The sequence below is a fragment of the Collinsella sp. AF14-35 genome, assembly GCF_003464565.1.
GTDB lineage: Bacteria > Actinomycetota > Coriobacteriia > Coriobacteriales > Coriobacteriaceae > Collinsella.
On the sequence record NZ_QRZD01000021.1, the window covers coordinates 20,165 to 38,317 of the forward strand.

Genomic DNA, 18,153 nt, shown 5'->3' on the forward strand with positions numbered 1-18,153 from the left:
GTTGAAGACTGTTCATGTTGCAGCTGGGATCATTCGCAAGGAAGGATCTGACGAGCTACTGGCTGTGCAGCGCGGCTATGGCGACATGCAGGGACTTTGGGAGTTCCCCGGTGGCAAGCTCATGCGCGGTGAGACACCAGAAGACGCCGTGCGCCGCGAGCTCATGGAAGAGCTGCAGGTGAAGGTCACCAACCTGCGTGACTTCTACACCGTTGAGTATGACTATCCCGATTTCCATCTCTCCATGGAGTGCTACTACTGCTCGCTCGCCGATGAATCCGATGAGCCCCAGAAACACGACCGCCAGCTTGATATCCGCTGGATTCCACGCACCTCGCTTGCCACGGTGGAATGGATGCCCGCCGACAAGGGGCTCATCGATGCTCTGATTGAGCTGAAGGAAGACCGACTTGAGGCCAACGGCAGCACCAACGACGCCGAGACCGGCACGGCTGACGAGCCTGCCGCCAAATCCAAGCGCAAACCTAAGCACCGCAGCAAAAAGCGCCCCAAGCCCGGCCTGCTGGACGGCATCGACACCTCGGACCTTTCCGCCGACGAGCGCGAACTGGTGCGCCGTCGCGCCGCCATCAAAAAGTCCATGAAGGGCAACAAGCGCGCCAACACCAAGCCCGAGCTGCTCGTACGACAGCGCCTGCGGGCAGCGGGCCTTACGGGTTATCGCTTGGAATGGAAGGTTCCCGGCAAGCCCGACATCGCCTTCCCCGGGCGCAAGATCGCCATCTTCGTCAACGGTTGCTTTTGGCATCGCTGCCCTAAGTGCAATCCGAGCCAGCCCAAGCGCAATGTTGAGTTTTGGGAGGCAAAGTTCCGTCGCAACGTCGAGCGTGACCACGCTGCCGTGGCAGCACTCACTCAAATGGGCTGGACGCCCATAACTATCTGGGAATGCGAGCTCAAAAAAGATCACATCGACGCCACGATGGAAAAGGTCATCGAGCAGGTACGGGCTGCAGAGCCGCAGCGCTAACAGCGAGCATTCACACGCCCCACACAGGCGAGCCACATCCACGTCACAAACCTTAGAAAGCCCTTAAGCCCAAAACCTTTCAAGAGTGTTACTCGATACCTCTGACCTGCGGTTTCATCGTTATGCCAAACCTCATTAAGCCTTTCTTTAGCGCTTCTTTGCGACGGCCGCGGCATAATACTGCCAACGCACGGGACCTAGCAGCAAACCCCGCGCGCAATCTTTTGGTGGACATCGAGGAGGCCGCATAAGCATGCATTCTTCCAATGACGCAGCACAGCAGCCATCCCTAAAACATGCAAACCTTTTCTCCTTCCCCCCGACACAGAGAAACGGCCTCCCCGACTCCCCCACCACAAAAGCCAAACGCTCAACCGACCAGAGCCACAACTTGCGAGCATCCTTCGATAAGCTCCAAGCATCCCTAGACAAGGCGTTCCCCGAACAGGCAAGAGCAATCTAAGCCCATCGCGCTTTATACTGATGCCATGCGAAACATGGATCACATAGAATTGCACCGCGGAGGACGCGAGGAAGCGTTTCCCGAGACCGCCGAAGACTGGCCCTATATTGCCGAACGCGCAGAATTCGCTCGCTATCCGGGCAATTCCGTCCCCTGGCACTGGCATTCCGAAGTTGAGCTTTTCTACATGGAGCAGGGAGCGATTGACTATCGAACGCACGCGGCTCATGAGCACGTACGCTTTGAGGAAGGGTCCGCCGGCTTTATCAACGGCGGCGTTTTGCACAGCACGCTGCAATCACCCAATTCGGCGCCAGCCATTCAAATGCTGCATATCTTTCAGCCGTCGATGCTCGGCGATCCCGCGGGACGTCTCCAAAAGCGCTACATCAACCCATTGCTTCAATGTCGAGGCGTCGATGTGCTCAAATGGTCGCCCACCAATCCCGACGATATGCCCTTTATCGATTTGCTGAAGAGCTCCTTTAGCCACGACCTTCAACGGCCGCAGAACGAGATGGCGCTTCGAAATAGTTTGTCAGAGCTCTGGATTCAGATTAACGCCAAGACCGAACCGCTCTTTTCTTCCGACGGCGCCTCTTGGATGACCAGCCGCGACGTACAGTTCAAGGCAATCCTGGACTTTATCCGCGCAAACTATGCAGCCGCTATAGATGTGCCCCAGATGGCATCTGCAGCCGGCGTAAGCGAAAGAGAGTGTTACCGCATTATCGAAACTTGTGCAGGAACGACCCCGGCGGCATATCTACGCGCATACCGCATAAACCGTGCTTGCGAACTTTTGGCACACACCACGCGAACGGTACAGACAGTCGCGCGCCAATGCGGATTTATAACAGCAAGCCATCTTGGCCAGGTATTTAAAGAACAAATGGGGTGCACTCCTTCGAGCTATCGAGCAGCGAGGCAGAATCTCGATAGCACCAGGCAGAAATCCCGCTAACCCTTCTTCTGTCACTGCATCAAACTTGCAGGCAAACAACAGAGAGGAGCAATCATATGAAGCACTTTGACCATATCGTATTTGACGTTGATGGGACATTGGCAGATACAGAAGAAAGCGTTCTGTCATCGCTTGTCCAGATTGTCCAAGAAGAGACCAGCAAAACGCTTCCCCGACACGAGCTTGACTTTGCCCTCGGCATACCCGGCAAGGATGCCCTTGAGAAACTTGGGATCTACTCGCAGGCAACGTTGGATCGCTGGTGCCAAGTTGCCGCCAGCTTTAAAAGCACCATCAGCGTGTTTCCAGGTTTGCTTGAAGTCATCGCAACACTCGCCGATAGCGGCTGCAAACTTGGCATCGTCTCCTCACGTGCGCGCGACGAATACGCAAAAGAAATTGCACCCCTTGGTTTCGATAAGTTTTTTGAGCACATCATCCTTGTCGAAGACACAACCGAACATAAACCCGCACCCGCACCCATGCTCGAATATCTCCGACGTGCGGGCGCGAATCCTGGCAACGTCGTCTACGTTGGCGACACCGTCTACGACGAACAATGCGCAACTTCAGCAGGGGTCAGTTTTGCCCGAGCAGCATGGGGATCACACCAAGATATCCCAAACGCCACCTACAACCTCAAAACCCCCAACGACCTACTAACCCTAACAACCAAATAACCCACGCGCCCCACCCTTTCAGTCCCAACACCACAAGGGCGATTGAGCAGAACGGCTTGGGCGGGTCCCCGTACTTAGTTTCCAAAATCATTCCGCAGCGCGAAGGCTTCTTATTATTTTCTGCCCTAACGCCACAAGAGCGACGACCTCGAGTAGGTCAACCTGGGAGGGACGAGGGCTTAGTTTCCCAATCTTTCCGCAGGGGGGCAAAAAGCCTCGCCGCACGAAGTGCGCAGCGAGGCTTTTTGCATGCCCGAGGACGATTGGGGAACTAAGCCCTCGTCCCTCCCCGGGATATGTAGCGAGTCGGAGTACCCTTGCTGTTACTCTGCTTTGCCCACAGAGTTGAGGTTGGTCATGCGGATCTTAACCAGCTCGGTGATCTCACGCATGCCCTCCTTGGCCGGCTTCTTAGGATCGAAGCAGGCAGGGTTCTCGGCCATGTAGGCCATGAAGCCCTTGGTGTAGGCCTGACGCAGCTCGGTTGCGTAGTTAACCTTGCAGATGCCGTTCTTCACAGCCTCGGCAACCTGCTCATCGGGCACACCGGAAGTGCCGTGCAGAACCAGCGGCACGTCGACGGCGTCGCGGATGGCCTTGACCACCGACTGCTCGATGTGCGGATCGCTCGTGTACACGCCGTGGCTGGTACCAACGCCAATCGCCAGCGAGGTGCAGCCTGTGCGCTCGACGAACTCCTTGGCCTCGGCAGGATCGGTGTAGGGGCTCTCGCCCTCAACCGCAGGGCCGTCGTCCTCCTTGCCGCCAACCTTGCCGAGCTCGGCCTCGACGGGCACGCCCATGGCACGGCCAGCATCGGCGACGGACTTGGTCAGAGCGATGTTGTCCTCGAAGGACTCGTGCGAACCGTCGATCATGACGGAGGTGTAGCCCGTGCGGAAAGCCTGCATGCATCGGTCATAGCCATCGCCGTGATCGAGGTGCAGGGCAACGGGCACGGAAGCGCGCTCGGCGGCAGCCTTGACCATGCCGTAGAAGTAGTCCAGACCAGCGGTCTTGATGGTGCCCGGGGTGGTCTGCATGATGACGGGGGACTTGGTCTCCTCGGCAGCGGCCAGAACGGCCATAACAAACTCGAGGTTCTCGACGTTGAACGCGCCGACGGCGTAGTGGCCGGCCTGAGCGTCCTTGAGCATCTTTTCGGTGGTAACAAGTGCCATGAGCGTTTGCTCCTCTCCCTCGCCCGCATCTGGACATCGGGCGTACGTGTCCGCAAGGCGTTTTACCTTGCGTTTTGCTGCGCTCATTGTATGAAAATCGCATCTGTCGCATGTACGAGATATCGCCGGCACGCAGGCCAAAACGCTCGTTTTTGAAAAGCAAACGGAAGGGATTCAGGCTAAATTCCCCTATCCGACATTACCGTTTTCAAGCGAATCATCTTTCTTTTATAGAAAAGATAAGTAATCGAAAGGCGTTTACTTGCTCAAAAAGAAAATGAACGAAAATAGACTCAACACAATTCCTGCAAATTTAGGCTGAGGATGGAGCAGCTATGGCCCACGCAACAACCCGAGCTTTCGCCGATGAGCGACGCGCCGCCATCATGGAGATGCTTGAACATAACGCCTCGGTGCAAGTAGCAGAAATCGCCCAGACCTTTGGCGTGTCCTCCGTTACCGCCCGCGCCGACCTGGACGCGCTCGCCGAGTCCGGCAAGCTGCGCCGCACGCATGGTGGCGCCGTGTCGCTCCACAAACGCCTAACCGTCTCCACGCAGGATCGCCGCATCAACGTCAACGTTGCCGCCAAGCAAGCCATTGCCCAAAGCGCTATCAGGCTTGTTAACGACGGCGACACGGTGCTTGTCGACTCCGGCACCACGGCACTCGAGTTCGTTCGGCTCCTCGACCAGCGCGATGGCATCACCGTCATCACGGCCGACATTACCATTGCCGATTACATCGACGAGAGCATGCCCTCAGTCGATGTCGTCATGCTGGGCGGGGCACTGCGCAAAGGCCATCGCTATCTGTACGGCCCACTTACCATGCAGGCGCTCCAAATGGTCCACGCCGATCTTGCCGTCATGTGCCCTGGCGCTTTCGTTCCCGGCTGCGGCTTTACCACCGACTTTCCCCAGATGGCTGAGACCAAAACGGCCATGATTGGCGCCGCCCGCCAAAGCGTGGCCCTCATGGACGCCAGCAAGGTCAACGGACGGGGCATGTACCGCTTTGCCGAGCTGACCGACGTCAACGCCATCGTGATGGACCGTGACCCCGATCACGCCGTCGCCACCTCAATCGCCGAGATCGTCGACAACGCCCGCCCAAATCTCCTCATCGCCGGCGCTTAAACAAAAACCACCACAAAGGTTCACCGTCCCCTTTGTGGTGGTTTGAGCGTTAAACGTGAACGTATCGCTACTTGGAGAGCTCGTCAGCGAGGGCCTCGATCTGAGCGCGCGAGGCGTCGTTGAGCGAACCCAGGACGGTCACCTTGTTCTGCGTCAGGGTGATGTCCTTCATACCCTCGAGCTCCTTGGTCATAATCTTGGCAGCTGCGGGCGCCCAGGAGCCGCCCTCGACGAGCGCCACCGTACGGTTCTGGTAGGCATGCTCGGCAAGCGTATGGATAAAGGTGCTCATGAATGGGAAGATCTCGCCCTGATAGGTAATGGAAGCGAGTACCAGACGGTCATAGCGGAACGCGTCCTCAACGGCCTCGGCCATGTCGTCGCGAGCCAAGTCAAAGACGGAAACCTTCTGGCCGCGAGCCTCGAGCGCAGATGCAAGCTCCTCAACGGCAGCCTTCAGATGGCCGTAGACGCTCGCGTAGGCAATGGTGATGCCCTCGTCCTCGGGCTGATAGCTCGACCAGGTGTTGTAGGTGTCGAGGTAGTAGCCCAGGTTCTCGGTCAGCACGGGGCCATGAAGCGGGCAGATGATCTGGATGTCCAAATCGGCGGCCTTCTTGAGCACGGCTTGCACAAACTTGCCGAACTTGCCCACGATGCCAAAGTAGTAACGGCGCGCCTCGCAGGCCCACCCTTCCGGATCCTCGATGTCGTTGGCGCCAAACTTGCCAAAGCCGTCGGCACTAAAGAGCACCTTGTCGGTAGCCTCGTAGGAGAAGAGTACCTCGGGCCAGTGAACGTTGGGGGCGCCGACAAAGGTCAGGCTGTGGCCACCCAGGTCGAGCACGTCGCCCTCTTTGACGACCATCTTACGCTCGGGGTAGTCGGTGCCAAAGTAGTTGACCATCATGCGGAAGGCGCCCATGCTGGCCACAATCTGTGCCTGGGGATAGCGCTCCATAAAGGCGGCGATGCCAGCGGAGTGATCGGGCTCCATGTGATGGATGACCAGGTAGTCGGGCGTGCGACCGTCGAGTACAGCCTCGAGGTTACCGAGCCATTCGTCGACAAACCCGCCATCGACCGAATCGGCGACAGCGATCTTTTCGCCCAAGATAACGTAGCTGTTGTATGCCATACCGTTCTCGGACACATCGTACTGGCCCTCGAACAGGTCAATGTCGTGATCGTCGACGCCAACGTAGCGGATATCCTTGGTGATCTCCATCAGGCAAAGCCTCCTAGATAGACAAAAGAGCCCGTCTATCATAGCACTCGGCTGCATCCCAACAGCTATCTGCCGGCATCCTTACCGATTGTTATTAAAATGCGATAAATCGCCGTTTACCAGCACAAACTATGAGCGCGGTATCGCCGTGCTATGTCGAATGATGAGCTGGCCGGGAATACGAATGGCAACGGTTTTGCCCACCGTACCCGCCTCGGGAACCGCATGCTCAAACACCTCGCGCCCACGCTGATGCAAGTCGAATCGAACGGTCGTGAGCTCGTTGTGTGCTACAAAATCATCGAGCGAATCATCGACGCCCACCACGCTCACGTCCTCGGGCACGCGCAAGCCGCTATCGCGCAGCGCGGCGATGGCACCGTTTGCCATTTGGTCGTTTGCCGCGTAAATCGCCGTCATGGTGCGGTCGTGCTCGGCCAGATATCTGCCAGCTTCGTATCCGCTGTTGGCAGACCAATCGCCCTCGAGCGGCGCCTGCGGCTTAATGTGCTTACGCTCGAGTGCATCCTGCCAACCGGCGCGACGAAACTGCTCGTCGACCGAGAACGACGGGCCGCCAATATAGCGAATCTGATCGTGTCCCAGCTCAAACAGGTGATCCATAAGCAATAGCGAGCAGCCGTAATGGTCGGAATCGACTGTGGTCACGCGCGGATGCGCGTACATGGTAACGATGACCGTGCCAATGCCCGGCAACGGATCAAACGTCTCAAAATCGGGTGCCATGCGACTCATGCCGATGATGATACCGTCCACGGGCAGCGCGGCCATACGACGCGTGGCCTCGGCAAGCGAGAATTCCTCGGTCTTGGACATCTCGACCAGCGTGATGGCGCAATTATGCTCGCGAGCAGCGCTGGCGATGCCGTCGATCATTGAGAGGTTGCCAAACTTGGTGACATCGTTGACACACAGACCGACCGAATGGTAACGGCCGTCGCGCAGCGAGCGACCGGCATAACTCGGACGGAAGCCGAGTTCTTGCATAGTGGCCTGCACGCGCTGACGTGTCTGCTCGTTAACGTTGGGCAAGCCGTTGGCGACGCGCGAAACCGTCTGCTGCGAAACGCCAGCAGCGCGGGCGACGTCGGCCATGGAGACCGGACGCAAACTGGTATCGTTGGACGGGCGCCTTGTCACAGGATCACCTTCACCCTTGCGAGATCTGAATAGCGTGCATGCCGGCCCGGGCAGAAATACACCCCGCGCCGAGGCCCGCTATCGTCGGACGCATGTTAACGTACTCTACTTTTTCTATCTGCATCTCTTCTGCTTTATAAGTCCATACGGCAGTACCGCCCCATCGGCGACCGCCAGGTGCTCTACGTGCACGCGCCCGGCCATTCCAAGATCAGCGGCAACCACACCGTCCACGAGGGTGGCCATGTTATCGCCGACTCGCTCGATGTCGATGTTTTGGCAACGACATCGAGCGAGTCGCATTTGAGACAAGGTGGCGCCAAATGTCGGCCAAAGCAGCGCCGGTGTTTTGGCAACGACAGCGAAAGCCCGCCAGAGTGAGCAAGGTGCCTTGAAACGAGGCGGCATTGACCTTCTGGTCATGCCGCCGAAGTTGAAAGGCAGATTGCCGCTCTGGCGGGCTTGCAGCGTCGAGCCGTTACGCGGTTTGGTAAAACCGCGTAACTATTAAAGCTCCGTTACTTCAACGCTGTTGTAGATCTCGTCCCAGCGGTCCATGACCAGGTGGCCGGTCTTGGGATCCATGGCGTTGAGCTTGCCGCAGGTATTGGCGGTCTTGAGCACCGTGACGTCGTCGGCACCAGCAGCAATGGCATGCGCAAAGCCGGCGATGGTCGAGTCACCGGAACCCGTCGCGTTCACAGCCGCAATCGCGGGCGTCTTGGCGCGGAACGCGCGGCCCTCATGGAAGCCCACCGAACCGGCAGCGCCCATCGAGACGACGACCCAGGGAATACCGGCAAAGCGGCCATCGGCGGCAAGCGCCTCGCGCAGGGCATCGACATCATCGGTCGTAAAGGACGTACCCAGCAGGCCGTTAATCTCGGTCAGGTTGGGCTTCACGAGCTCAGGCTTAGCGTCGGACTCCAGCGCAGCCTCCAGCGATGCACCCGAGGTGTCGAGCAGCACCTTGGCGCCCGCCTCCTCGGCGATCTTGACGAGCTCGGCATAGTAGCCAGCATCGACGCCGCGCGGCAGCGAGCCCGAAAGCGTCACAACATCCGCCTTCGCTGCAAGCTCGGCGAACTTAGCCGTAAAGGCCTCGAGCTCGGCCGGGGCGATCTGCGGGCCGCTCTCCAGCAGCTCGGTCTGATTACCCTCGTGCAGGATATTCAGGCAAATGCGCGTCTCACCGGCGATGGGCACAAAGTCGTTCTTGACGCCGTCGGCATCCATAAGCTCGGCCATATAGGCACCCATGTGGCCGCCGAGCAGGCCGGTCGCGAGCACATCGTCGCCCAACTGCAGCAGCACGCGGCTCACGTTGAGACCCTTGCCGCCAGCGGTCTTTTCGGGCGTCACGCGGTTCACGTCGTCGATGATCAGCTTGTCGAGTTGATAGCGCGTATCGATCGACGGGTTCATGGTAACGGTCAGAATCATGTTGAACTCCTGTTCCGGGGCGGCATGACCCGCCCCAAACATACGATAGCTCGTTAAAGGATCTCGATCTCAAAGCCGCGGATGACGGTCTCTCCCGGCTTGGCCACCAGGCAGCCACGCTTGTGCTCCAGAATATCGTCCTCGTCGGAGCAGGTGGACAGACCACCCCATGGTTCAACAGCCACAAAGTCCCCCTCGGGCTTGCTCCACACAATCAGGTACGGCATATCGGGGAACGTCAGGCGCACGCCCTTGTCCTCGGTTTTCTTAGTCAGCGTAACCACGCGGCTCTCGAGCACGTCAAAGATGGTCTCCGCGAAGTCGAAGAGTTCGTGGGTAAGCGGCAGGTTCTGGCCGATCATGGGGTTCTTGCTGCGATGCTCAACATCAATCAGGCCAGTCGAGGGAACGGCAGTACAGAGCTCGGTGGCCTCACGCTGCTCAAAACGAAGCTCATAATCGTCATAGGACTCGCCCTCGTCGAGCGGGCACTTAAAGCCGGGGTGACCGCCCACAAAGAATGGCATATCCTCGGTGCCCTCATTGGTCACCTCGTACGACACGGCCACCTTAGCCGCATCGATCGTGTAGCGCGCGACGATCTTAAACGGATACGGATACTGCTCGAGTAGCTCGGCGTGGTCGGCAGAGCTTAGGCTCAGCGCGACCATGCTGTCGCCCTGCTCCTCGAGCTTCCACTCCTGCTTGCGGGCAAAGCCGTGGCGGGCAAGCTTGACCTCGCGGCCGCCCATGGTCATCGCGCGGCCGTCACGAAGGCCGCCGCAAATCGGAAAGCAAATGGGTGCCTGGCCCGACCAGACCGCCGGATCGCCCTGCCACAGGTACTCACGGCCGTTGGCCGCAATAGAAGTGAACGACCCGCCCGCCGTGGTCAACGCCACACGAATCAAACCGTTATCAAGAACAAACTCCATAGGAGCCTTCCCTTTCTTACGACAGCCCGCCAAGTCAATAGGGCTGATAGAAAACCGGCCCGCGCCCCCTCACAGAAACGCGAGCCGTCAATTGAAAAGCTGCAGAATGCCGGGTACCGCCAAAACGAAGCACACAAGCTCGGCAAGCAAACGTGTTATCGGAGCAACTTGCCATACCAGAACGCTTCGCAACAACAGGGGTAACCCCACAGGCCACTCAGACATCAGCGAGAAGCCAGCTGGCGAGGCAAGGTGCCGTGAAGCGAGACGGCATTGACCTTCTGGTCATGCCGTCGAAGCTGAGCGGCAGATTGCCCGCCAGATGGCTTCGCAGCGTCGACCGGTCCGGCGTTTGTTAAAACGCCGGAACCCCCTTAGTCGTGATACTCGCCGCGGTCCCACTTCTCGAGGAACTCGTCAAAGAAGTGCGGGTCAGCCTGAGCCTCAGCGTCGACCTTATTGCAGGCATCGATCTTGGCAATCAGGGCATCGTGCTCGGGGGTCTTCTCGTAGGGCTCCTCCAGGAAGGCAAGCATGATATCGGCCATCAGGAACTCGCCGGTGATCTTGCCGCCAAAGCCCACGATGTTGGCGTTGAGCTCGCGACGGGCATACAGGGCGGAGGTCATGTCGCGAACCAAGGCGCAGCGAGCGCCGGGAACCTTGTTGACGGCGTTGGTGATGCCGATGCCGGTGCCGCACAGGGCCACGCCAAAGTCGGCCTTGCCGCTGGCAACAGCCTCGCCCACGGCCTTACCGTAGATGGGATAGTGCGTACGGGTGTGGCTGTAGGTGCCGCAGTCGAGCACCTTGTAGCCAGCCTGCTCCAGGCGGTCGGCCAGATAGATCTTCTCGTCCGTAACGATATGGTCGCAACCGATTGCGATGGTCTTCTTCATCAGAACGTCCTTTCGTCTGAATTCACAAGTTGAGGTAGAAGTTCGAGTTCTCGGTGGCTCTCGTTAGGCCATCTTGTTGAGCATGTCGACACGGATCTGGTGACGGCCGCCGGCGTACTGGGCGCGCAGGAACTCGCGGGCGATCTTCTTGGCGACCTCGGTGCCCACAACGCCCGGGCCCATGGTGACCATGCGCGAGCCGTTGTGCTCGCGGGTCATGTAGGCGGAACGCTCGTCGGAAATGTTGGCGACGACCATGCCCTTGATCTTGACGGCGGCCATATAGGATCCGACGCCGTACTTATCGAATGCGAAGCCCTGGGAATCCTTGTGCTCCAGCAGGTCCTTGGCAACGGCGGTCGCGGAATCGACAAAGTCCGCGGCAGGGGTCTCGGAATAGTCGACGACCTCATGACCGTCGGCGATGAGCATCTCCTTGATGGACTCCTTCATCGACATACCGTCGGCATCGGAAGCGATTACAACCCTCATGACATCCTCCTTGAGAGATACGCAGGTGCGTAGTTTCTGTTTGGAAGTGTTGAATCGCGCTCAGGTCCGGGCATCTGAATGTGCGGTTCTTCACTGTTCATGTTTATTTGAACACATTCGAACATCGACTGCAACAACTATTTGTTTATCTTTGTTCTTTTTTGAACAAATGCCGTTCACGGATGATTGTTGAACGTTTGGGCCCGGCACGGACGTAGCGACCATGTGTCCAACAAACAAAAGGGCGGCCGAGAACGTGTCTCGGCCGCCCTTCTTGCGGTTGATCTTCCAAAGATCGCGTTGCCGCCTACTCAGACCGCCCGCTCTTCTTGGCATGTTTGGACGGAGCGCTCAGAAAGCGACCCGTCAAATAGTTCGCCGGGCCGGAAATATCAATCCCCAGTAGCACGTGCCCCAGCCACAAAAACGCCGCGAGCACCAGCAATGGAATCACGCACGAGGTCACGATCATCACGATGACACCTTCGATCAGATCGGTCACCTGCTGCACAATTTCATCGGTCATCTGCTTGGCACCGCTGGTCACCGATGTGACGAGACTCGAGGCGCCGTCGGCAAGCTGCTCAAGCACATTCTTGGACTCTGCGGACTCGGTCTTTTTCTTGCTTGCTTTGGAGCTGTCGCTATCTGTCGCACCCGCAGCGTCGGCCGCCTTTTGCTCGGCCACCTCGATGCTCACTCGATACGTTTCGTCGACCTTTTGCGACACCCATACGCTTGCAGGCACCAAGGCCATTCCGATCATGGCGATCACCAGCACGCGAGTCGCCACGCGGCGCAGGACGGCGCTCGTGCTCCAGCGCCCGTGAATGCCGAGCGACACCGCAAAGAGTACCAGCGCAAACGGGATCAGGATGCCCAGGCCAACCGACCACAAAATGGTCAGCAGGTATTTCTCGAGGTAGAGCACGGCAAGCACGATGCCCAAGTTACCCGAAAGCTGCGCGAGCTGCTCGGCAACCGGCGTTCCCGTATCACCCGGCAGCGCGGTAATGCCCGCAGACAGCGCCACGCACGAGGTCGTGAGCGCCAGTACGTTGCCTTTCTTTTGATCGATGACCTCGATGGTGGAGTCCCATGTTTTGGTATCGGCAAAATGCGGACGAGCCACAAAGCCCGACAGCAGCGCCAGTACCACGAGTGCAACGATAAAGCCAATCTGCAGCTTTTTGTTTGCGCACACGACATCGGACAAGCTGGGCTGCAGCTCGGTTACCGTCGTGTGCTCGGTTATCTGGACAGGACGCCCATGAGCCATCTCGCGCGCATCTCTTTTTTGTATTGACCCGTTATCCGGCATTTGGATACCTCCTCAGTCCGGTCTGTATTGCGGATGGAAGTATACCCACCCAGTAAAAAACCGAACGGGAGGACAACGGAGCGCACCAAGACTGTCCCCAATAACTACCTCGCCTGCAGCGCCAGTTAACAAATGACCCGCGTGTGCTCCTCGATGGCAGTGCGGTCCTCGGCGGTAATACCCGGCTCGCACACCACAGCGTCCAAATTGTCCAGGCGGCAGAAGGTGTAGAAGTCGCGCTTGCCGATCTTGCTGGAGTCGGCGATCAGATAGCGCGAGTCGGCCTTGCTAAAGGCGAGCTGCTGGATGCGGCCCTCTTCCATGTTAGACGTGGACACGTCGCCGTTCAAAATGCCGTTGGCGCCGATATAGGCTGCGTCGATTCCCAGCGCGCGCAGGGTATCCTCGGCCATGGGCCCCACAAAAGCGGCGGTGCGGCGACGGTACATACCGCCCACGAGGCACAGGTCGCAGTCCTCGCGCGCCTCGAGCAGGTTAAACACCGAAAGCGAATTGGTCACAATGCGCAGGCGAAACGTCGGCAGCATCGAGGCCATCTGCTCAACCGTGGTGCCCGTGCCCAAAAAGATGGTCGAGCCCTCCTCGATAAGCTCCACAGCACGGCGCGCAATCTGCAGCTTTTCCTCGGCATGCTTAGTGCGCTTTTCGCTGTGCGAATACTCATGGCGCAACATAGCGTGCGGACGGCCCTGTGCACTGCGGGCTCCGCCGTGCACGCGCTCGATCTCGCCTAGGCTCGCAAGTTCTTCGAGGTCGCGGCGAATCGTCATGTCCGAAACGCCCAACGCATCCGAAATCTCTTTGACCGAGACCGTGCCCTGCTCCTCGAGCAGCTGACGAACCTTATCCTGACGCTCCGCCTTGATCATTTTACTCCTTTGAGTGGTTTTGTTCGCATTTATAGTAATCGAACATTTATGCTCACTCACCCTAAACGGTCGGTTTTCCCGGTGAACGGTAGGATAGTAAACGCCAAACGTTGAATATCGAATGTATCCGACACATCAACTTCAGCTATACATAGGCAAAAAGCTGCGATTTTAAAATCATTTCAATCCAATGTTGCCTCAATAAAGCAAATTGAACTTTGCCGAACAATAGAAAACAGATTGACACACTAATTCTCTTAGACTTAAATAACAGAGAACTTAAACAAACAGATTCGAACATGTTCGATCTGCATGGAACGGAAGGAGTTGCAGACATGTCCGCAGAGAGCAATCTGTTCTTCGAAGACACCGTGTTTGTTTGCGACCGCACCACGCAAGAAGAGGTCTTTACCGAGATCGCCAATAAGCTGTCACTCAAAAACTATGTGGCGCCCGCGTTTCTCGAGAACATCATCGAGCGCGAAAAGGGCTACCCCACCGGCATGGATATGTCTGTCGTCGACCCCGAGTTGCCCAGCTTTGCCGTTCCCCACACCGAGGTCGAATTCGTTCACACCCGCCGCATCGTCCCCGTCAAGCTGACGACCCCCGTCGAGTGGCACTCCATGATCGACCCCTCGCAGACCTTCCCCGTCTCGTTCCTGTTCATGATTCTCAACGACGACAAGGAGGCCCAGGTGGGCATCCTCGCCAAGATCATGGACTTCGTTAACGCTCTTGGCACCGATCGCGTCAAGGAGCTGTTCTCCATGACCGACGCCAAGGCCATCTACCAGTTCTTGGTCGACAACTTTCCTGCCGACTAGCCAATTACCCTTAGGAATCCACGGAATAACCCGCATAGAGAAAGGAATTCATCATGATTAAGGTTCTCGCAGCTTGTGGCGCCGGTGTTAACTCCAGCCATCAGATCAAGGACGCCATCGAGTCCGAGTTCAAGAATCGCGGCTACAACCTGCACTGCGACGCCGTGATGATCAAGGACGTTAACGAGGAGATGCTCTCTCAGTACGACATCTTCGCCCAGATCGCCAAGACCGATTTTGGCTTTGAGGTTAAGACTCCGATCGTCGACGCCGGCCCGATTCTCTATCGCATGCCTGCTATGGCTAAGCCGGTTTACGACAAGATTGAGGCCATTATCAAGGAAAAGGGTCTCAACTAATCATTTGCAGCTTCGCTCTGCACAATCTTTGGCTTTAAGGAAGATGACGACCGGGAACGGCATCTTCTTTTTTAAGGCAACATACGGAAAAGGAAATTCTCTTTTAGGAAAGAGGGAGACATGGACGCAGTAATCGGGTTTGCTAATGCCGTCTTTCAGCCGCTGATCGACCTTGGCGCAGCCCCTATGATGACCATCGTTTTGACGGTTATTGCCCTTCTCTTCAAAGTTAAGTTTACCAAGGCCCTCGAGGGCGGTCTTAAGCTCGGCATCGCCATTACCGGCATCGGCGCCATCATCAACATTCTGACGACGGCCTTCTCGAGCGCCATGACGACGTTCGTTGAGTCCACCGGCCTTCAGCTCACCGTTACCGACGTGGGCTGGGCACCGCTGGCCACCATCACCTGGGGTTCTCCCTACACGCTGTACTTCTTGATGGTCCTCGTCATCGTCAACATCGTGATGATCGTGCTCGCCAAGACCAACACCATCGACGTCGACATCTTTGACGTTTGGCACCTCGCCTTTGTCGGCCTTGCCTGCATCTACTTTGGCGCCAACATCGTCGTCGCCACGCTGCTCGTCGTCTTCGTCGGCGTTATGAAGATCATGAACTCCGACCTTATGAAGCCCACGTTCAACGATCTTTTGGGTGCTCCCGAGGAGAACCCCATGACCACGACTCACATGAACTACATGATGAACCCGCTGGCCATGCTGCTCAACAAGATCATCGACAAGGTGCTCCCCTTCCTCGATAAGTACGACTTCGACGCTGCCAAGCTCAACAACATGATCGGCTTCTGGGGCTCCAAGTTTGCTATTGGTATCTACCTGGGCGTCTTCGTCGGCCTTCTTTCGCACCAGACCCCGCAGCAGATCTGCACGCTCGCCTTTACCGCCGCAACCTGCCTTGAGCTGTTCTCCATGATCGGTTCTTGGTTCATCGCAGCCGTCGAGCCGCTGTCTCAGGGCATCTCCGACTTTGCCAACAACAGCAAGTGGCTCCAGGGCCGTACCCTCAACGTCGGCCTCGACTGGCCCTTCATCGCCGGCCGCGCCGAGATCTGGGCTGCTGCCAACATCCTTGCCCCCGTCATGCTGGGTGAGGCACTGCTGCTCGCCAACGTTCCCTTCCCCTTCTCCCCGACTGGCACTTGGAACGGCCTGCTGCCGCTCGGTGGCATCATCGCCATGGGTCTGACGCCGGCACTGCTCGTTGTCACCCGCGGCCGCGTGATTCGCATGGTCGTCATTGGCGCTGTCCTGCTGCCCGTCTTCCTGGGCGCTGGCACCCTCGTCGCCGATTTCGTTACCTTTACCGCTAAGACTGTCGGCGCTTTCCCCGATGGCGTTACCGGCCTGATTTCTCAGACCACCATGGAAGGACCTGTCGAGAAGTTCCTGGCCTTCTTCGTGGGCAAGGCGACCACGGGCGATGTGACCATGATCATCGCCACCGTCGTTGCCATCGTCGTGTACGTCGCGCTCTTCGCTTGGTATCGCAAGCAGATGATCGCTCGTAACATCGAGTACGCGAAGCAGGACAAGTGCACCCTCTCGCCGCTCACCACCGGCAAGTTTACCGAGGAGGACCTCAAGGCTGCCAAGGAAGCCGAGTCCGCAAAGGCAAACGCCTAACTCATTGCCACATATCCCCTGTGGAAGAAACCCGTCGCATCCCGGCGGGTTTCTTTTTTTCGTCACAGTAAGTCAATCATCACTTTTTTGAGAAAAACACCCTCAGCTTTAGTGGGGTGTAGTGATAATCTCGCCTGTTCGCGCTACAGTTTTTCGGAAATACCTCGATGTTAGGAACCAAATGATCACTTCCGAGCTTTTCGGCACCGCGCCGTGCGGTACCCCCGTTCATCGTTACACCCTCAACGGGCCCGAGATCTGCGTTCGCATTATGGACTATGGCGCCACGGTGCTTGGTATCGATGTGCCCGACATTCCCGGCAACGTGCGCGATGTGGTGCTTGGCTTCGATAAGCTCGAGGATTACTTTGACAACCCCGCCTGCTTTGGCGCGACCATCGGCCCTGTGGCAAACCGCACCGCTGGCGCCACGATCGCCATCGACGGCACGGACTGGCATATGCCGGCCAACGAAGGCGCCAACAACCTGCACAGCGACCTTGAGCACGGCCTGCACAAACGTGTGTGGGATGTTGAGCTCGACGAGACTCGCAACGCCGTTCGCATGACCGCCTCGCTTGAGGATGGCGAGCTGGGCCTGCCCGGCAACCGAACCTTTACGGCCGTGTTTACCGTTACGCGCACCGGCGTCTTCCGCATCGATTATGGCTGCGAGAGCGACCGCGCCACCTACGTGTCCATGACCAACCACACGTACTTTAACCTTGCAGGCCATAACGCCGGCATGGACTGCGAGCACTTCTTTGTTGTCAACGCTGCCCACTATCTGCCCATCAACGACCAGAACATCCCCACCGGCGAGATCGCTCCGGTCGAGGGCACGCCGTTTGACTTCCGTGAGCTGCGCCCCGTCGCGCCTGGCATGGAGGCCGACGATCCACAGATTAAGCAGGCACGCGGCTACGACCACTGCCTGTGCATCGATGGCTATCAGTACGGCCGTAATCTGCGCCGCGCGATGCACGTCGAGGAGATGTGGACCGGTCGTGAGCTGGACTACTACACCACCGCCCCGGGCGTGCAGCTCTACACTGGCAATTGGCTGGGCGACGAGCACGCCAAGGACGATGCCAACTATAGCTGGGGCGCCGGCTTTGCCCTCGAGGCAGAGATGTACCCCGACACGCCGCACCAGCCGCTGTTCCCGCAGGGCATTGTGGGCCCGGGTCACCCCTACAGCAATGTGATCGAATACCACTTTATGAGGCATTAAGCCCACAACGCGACATATCGCACAGCAGCGCCCGCCGGCACCACCGCCGACGGGCGTTTTTCTACCTAGTCATTGGGGGCGTTCCTAAACGACTAGTCGTTGGGGACACTCTTTGCCGAATGTGGCCGCCGCATCATCGATGATGCCGTGTCCTCGCGCGCAATGGTGGCGTCCGTCCCGCTTCGACCGTCGCGTTACGGCGCGAGAACATCCAGCGGAACAACTTGGACGCCACGCTCGGTAACATAGGCTTGCGAACCAAACCCGATGATTACGACTTTCGAAACTGGCGGGTTGTTTCC

Annotated in this window: 18 protein-coding genes; 9 read left to right on the top strand and 9 right to left on the bottom strand. The window is 58.0% G+C overall.

What is annotated here, in order from left to right; all coding sequences use genetic code 11:
* Nucleotide 1 precedes the first annotated feature (1 nt).
* From vsr to DWW12_RS07455, 3 genes are all read left to right on the top strand, one after another.
* A complete protein-coding gene (gene vsr / locus DWW12_RS10035) occupies nucleotides 2-991 on the top strand; it encodes a DNA mismatch endonuclease Vsr (RefSeq protein WP_233544259.1) in 990 nt (329 codons plus the stop codon).
* Between the two features lie 497 nt (nucleotides 992-1,488).
* Nucleotides 1,489-2,418, top strand: coding sequence for an AraC family transcriptional regulator (locus DWW12_RS07450; protein WP_158564428.1), 930 nt, complete (start codon nucleotides 1,489-1,491; stop codon nucleotides 2,416-2,418).
* Between the two features lie 56 nt (nucleotides 2,419-2,474).
* Nucleotides 2,475-3,098 carry an HAD family hydrolase gene (locus tag DWW12_RS07455; RefSeq protein WP_117855618.1) on the top strand — a complete coding sequence of 208 codons (624 nt, stop codon included), beginning with the start codon at nucleotides 2,475-2,477 and terminating at the stop codon, nucleotides 3,096-3,098.
* A 323-nt stretch (nucleotides 3,099-3,421) separates the two neighbouring features.
* On the opposite strand, the gene DWW12_RS07460 is transcribed toward DWW12_RS07455, so the two are convergent.
* Complete coding sequence (locus DWW12_RS07460; protein ID WP_022095149.1) at nucleotides 3,422-4,279, bottom strand: class II fructose-bisphosphate aldolase; 858 nt, start codon at nucleotides 4,277-4,279, stop codon at nucleotides 3,422-3,424.
* 335 nt (nucleotides 4,280-4,614) lie between these two features.
* Between DWW12_RS07460 and DWW12_RS07465 the strand changes: the two genes are divergently transcribed.
* On the top strand, nucleotides 4,615-5,418 hold the full coding sequence (locus DWW12_RS07465; RefSeq protein WP_117648453.1) for a DeoR/GlpR family DNA-binding transcription regulator: 804 nt from the start codon (nucleotides 4,615-4,617) through the stop codon (nucleotides 5,416-5,418).
* A gap of 67 nt (nucleotides 5,419-5,485) precedes the next feature.
* Here DWW12_RS07465 and DWW12_RS07470 read toward each other — a convergent pair whose 3' ends face one another.
* A complete protein-coding gene (locus tag DWW12_RS07470) occupies nucleotides 5,486-6,646 on the bottom strand; it encodes an FprA family A-type flavoprotein (RefSeq protein WP_233544260.1) in 1,161 nt (386 codons plus the stop codon).
* 129 nt (nucleotides 6,647-6,775) lie between these two features.
* Nucleotides 6,776-7,762, bottom strand: coding sequence for a LacI family DNA-binding transcriptional regulator (locus DWW12_RS07475; RefSeq protein ID WP_117855627.1), 987 nt, complete (start codon nucleotides 7,760-7,762; stop codon nucleotides 6,776-6,778).
* Between the two features lie 222 nt (nucleotides 7,763-7,984).
* On the opposite strand from DWW12_RS07475, the gene DWW12_RS07480 reads away from it, so the two are divergent.
* Complete coding sequence (locus DWW12_RS07480) at nucleotides 7,985-8,188, top strand: galactokinase family protein (RefSeq protein WP_369832430.1); 204 nt, start codon at nucleotides 7,985-7,987, stop codon at nucleotides 8,186-8,188.
* A gap of 126 nt (nucleotides 8,189-8,314) precedes the next feature.
* On the opposite strand, the gene DWW12_RS07485 is transcribed toward DWW12_RS07480, so the two are convergent.
* From DWW12_RS07485 to DWW12_RS07510, 6 genes are all read right to left on the bottom strand, one after another.
* On the bottom strand, nucleotides 8,315-9,250 hold the full coding sequence (locus DWW12_RS07485; protein ID WP_117855620.1) for a hexose kinase: 936 nt from the start codon (nucleotides 9,248-9,250) through the stop codon (nucleotides 8,315-8,317).
* A 53-nt stretch (nucleotides 9,251-9,303) separates the two neighbouring features.
* The gene (locus DWW12_RS07490; protein ID WP_117785936.1) at nucleotides 9,304-10,185 is read right to left on the bottom strand and encodes an aldose 1-epimerase family protein; all 882 of its coding nucleotides are present in this window, start codon (nucleotides 10,183-10,185) and stop codon (nucleotides 9,304-9,306) included.
* A gap of 374 nt (nucleotides 10,186-10,559) precedes the next feature.
* Nucleotides 10,560-11,084 (bottom strand): galactose-6-phosphate isomerase subunit LacB, encoded by a 525-nt coding sequence (gene lacB / locus DWW12_RS07495; RefSeq protein WP_117785937.1) that lies wholly within the window; start codon nucleotides 11,082-11,084, stop codon nucleotides 10,560-10,562.
* Between the two features lie 63 nt (nucleotides 11,085-11,147).
* Nucleotides 11,148-11,576, bottom strand: a complete 429-nt coding sequence (gene lacA, locus DWW12_RS07500) for a galactose-6-phosphate isomerase subunit LacA (RefSeq protein WP_006234830.1) — start codon at nucleotides 11,574-11,576, stop codon at nucleotides 11,148-11,150.
* A gap of 307 nt (nucleotides 11,577-11,883) precedes the next feature.
* Nucleotides 11,884-12,897: a hypothetical protein gene (locus DWW12_RS07505; protein WP_147345479.1), complete on the bottom strand. Its 1,014-nt coding sequence runs from the start codon at nucleotides 12,895-12,897 to the stop codon at nucleotides 11,884-11,886.
* Between the two features lie 125 nt (nucleotides 12,898-13,022).
* The gene (locus DWW12_RS07510) at nucleotides 13,023-13,787 is read right to left on the bottom strand and encodes a DeoR/GlpR family DNA-binding transcription regulator (RefSeq protein ID WP_117855622.1); all 765 of its coding nucleotides are present in this window, start codon (nucleotides 13,785-13,787) and stop codon (nucleotides 13,023-13,025) included.
* Nucleotides 13,788-14,122: 335 nt separating this feature from the next.
* Here DWW12_RS07510 and DWW12_RS07515 point away from each other — a divergent pair, with 335 nt between their 5' ends.
* The 4 genes from DWW12_RS07515 to DWW12_RS07530 all read left to right on the top strand — a co-directional run bounded on the left by DWW12_RS07515 (nucleotide 14,123) and on the right by DWW12_RS07530 (nucleotide 17,851).
* Entirely contained in the window at nucleotides 14,123-14,614 is a 492-nt protein-coding gene (locus DWW12_RS07515; RefSeq protein WP_117716301.1) for a PTS sugar transporter subunit IIA, read from the top strand.
* Between the two features lie 53 nt (nucleotides 14,615-14,667).
* The gene (locus DWW12_RS07520; protein ID WP_117716300.1) at nucleotides 14,668-14,973 is read left to right on the top strand and encodes a PTS sugar transporter subunit IIB; all 306 of its coding nucleotides are present in this window, start codon (nucleotides 14,668-14,670) and stop codon (nucleotides 14,971-14,973) included.
* A 120-nt stretch (nucleotides 14,974-15,093) separates the two neighbouring features.
* The gene (locus DWW12_RS07525; RefSeq protein WP_117855623.1) at nucleotides 15,094-16,617 is read left to right on the top strand and encodes a PTS transporter subunit IIC; all 1,524 of its coding nucleotides are present in this window, start codon (nucleotides 15,094-15,096) and stop codon (nucleotides 16,615-16,617) included.
* Nucleotides 16,618-16,798: 181 nt separating this feature from the next.
* A complete protein-coding gene (locus DWW12_RS07530) occupies nucleotides 16,799-17,851 on the top strand; it encodes an aldose epimerase family protein (RefSeq protein ID WP_117855624.1) in 1,053 nt (350 codons plus the stop codon).
* Nucleotides 17,852-18,153 lie beyond the last annotated feature (302 nt).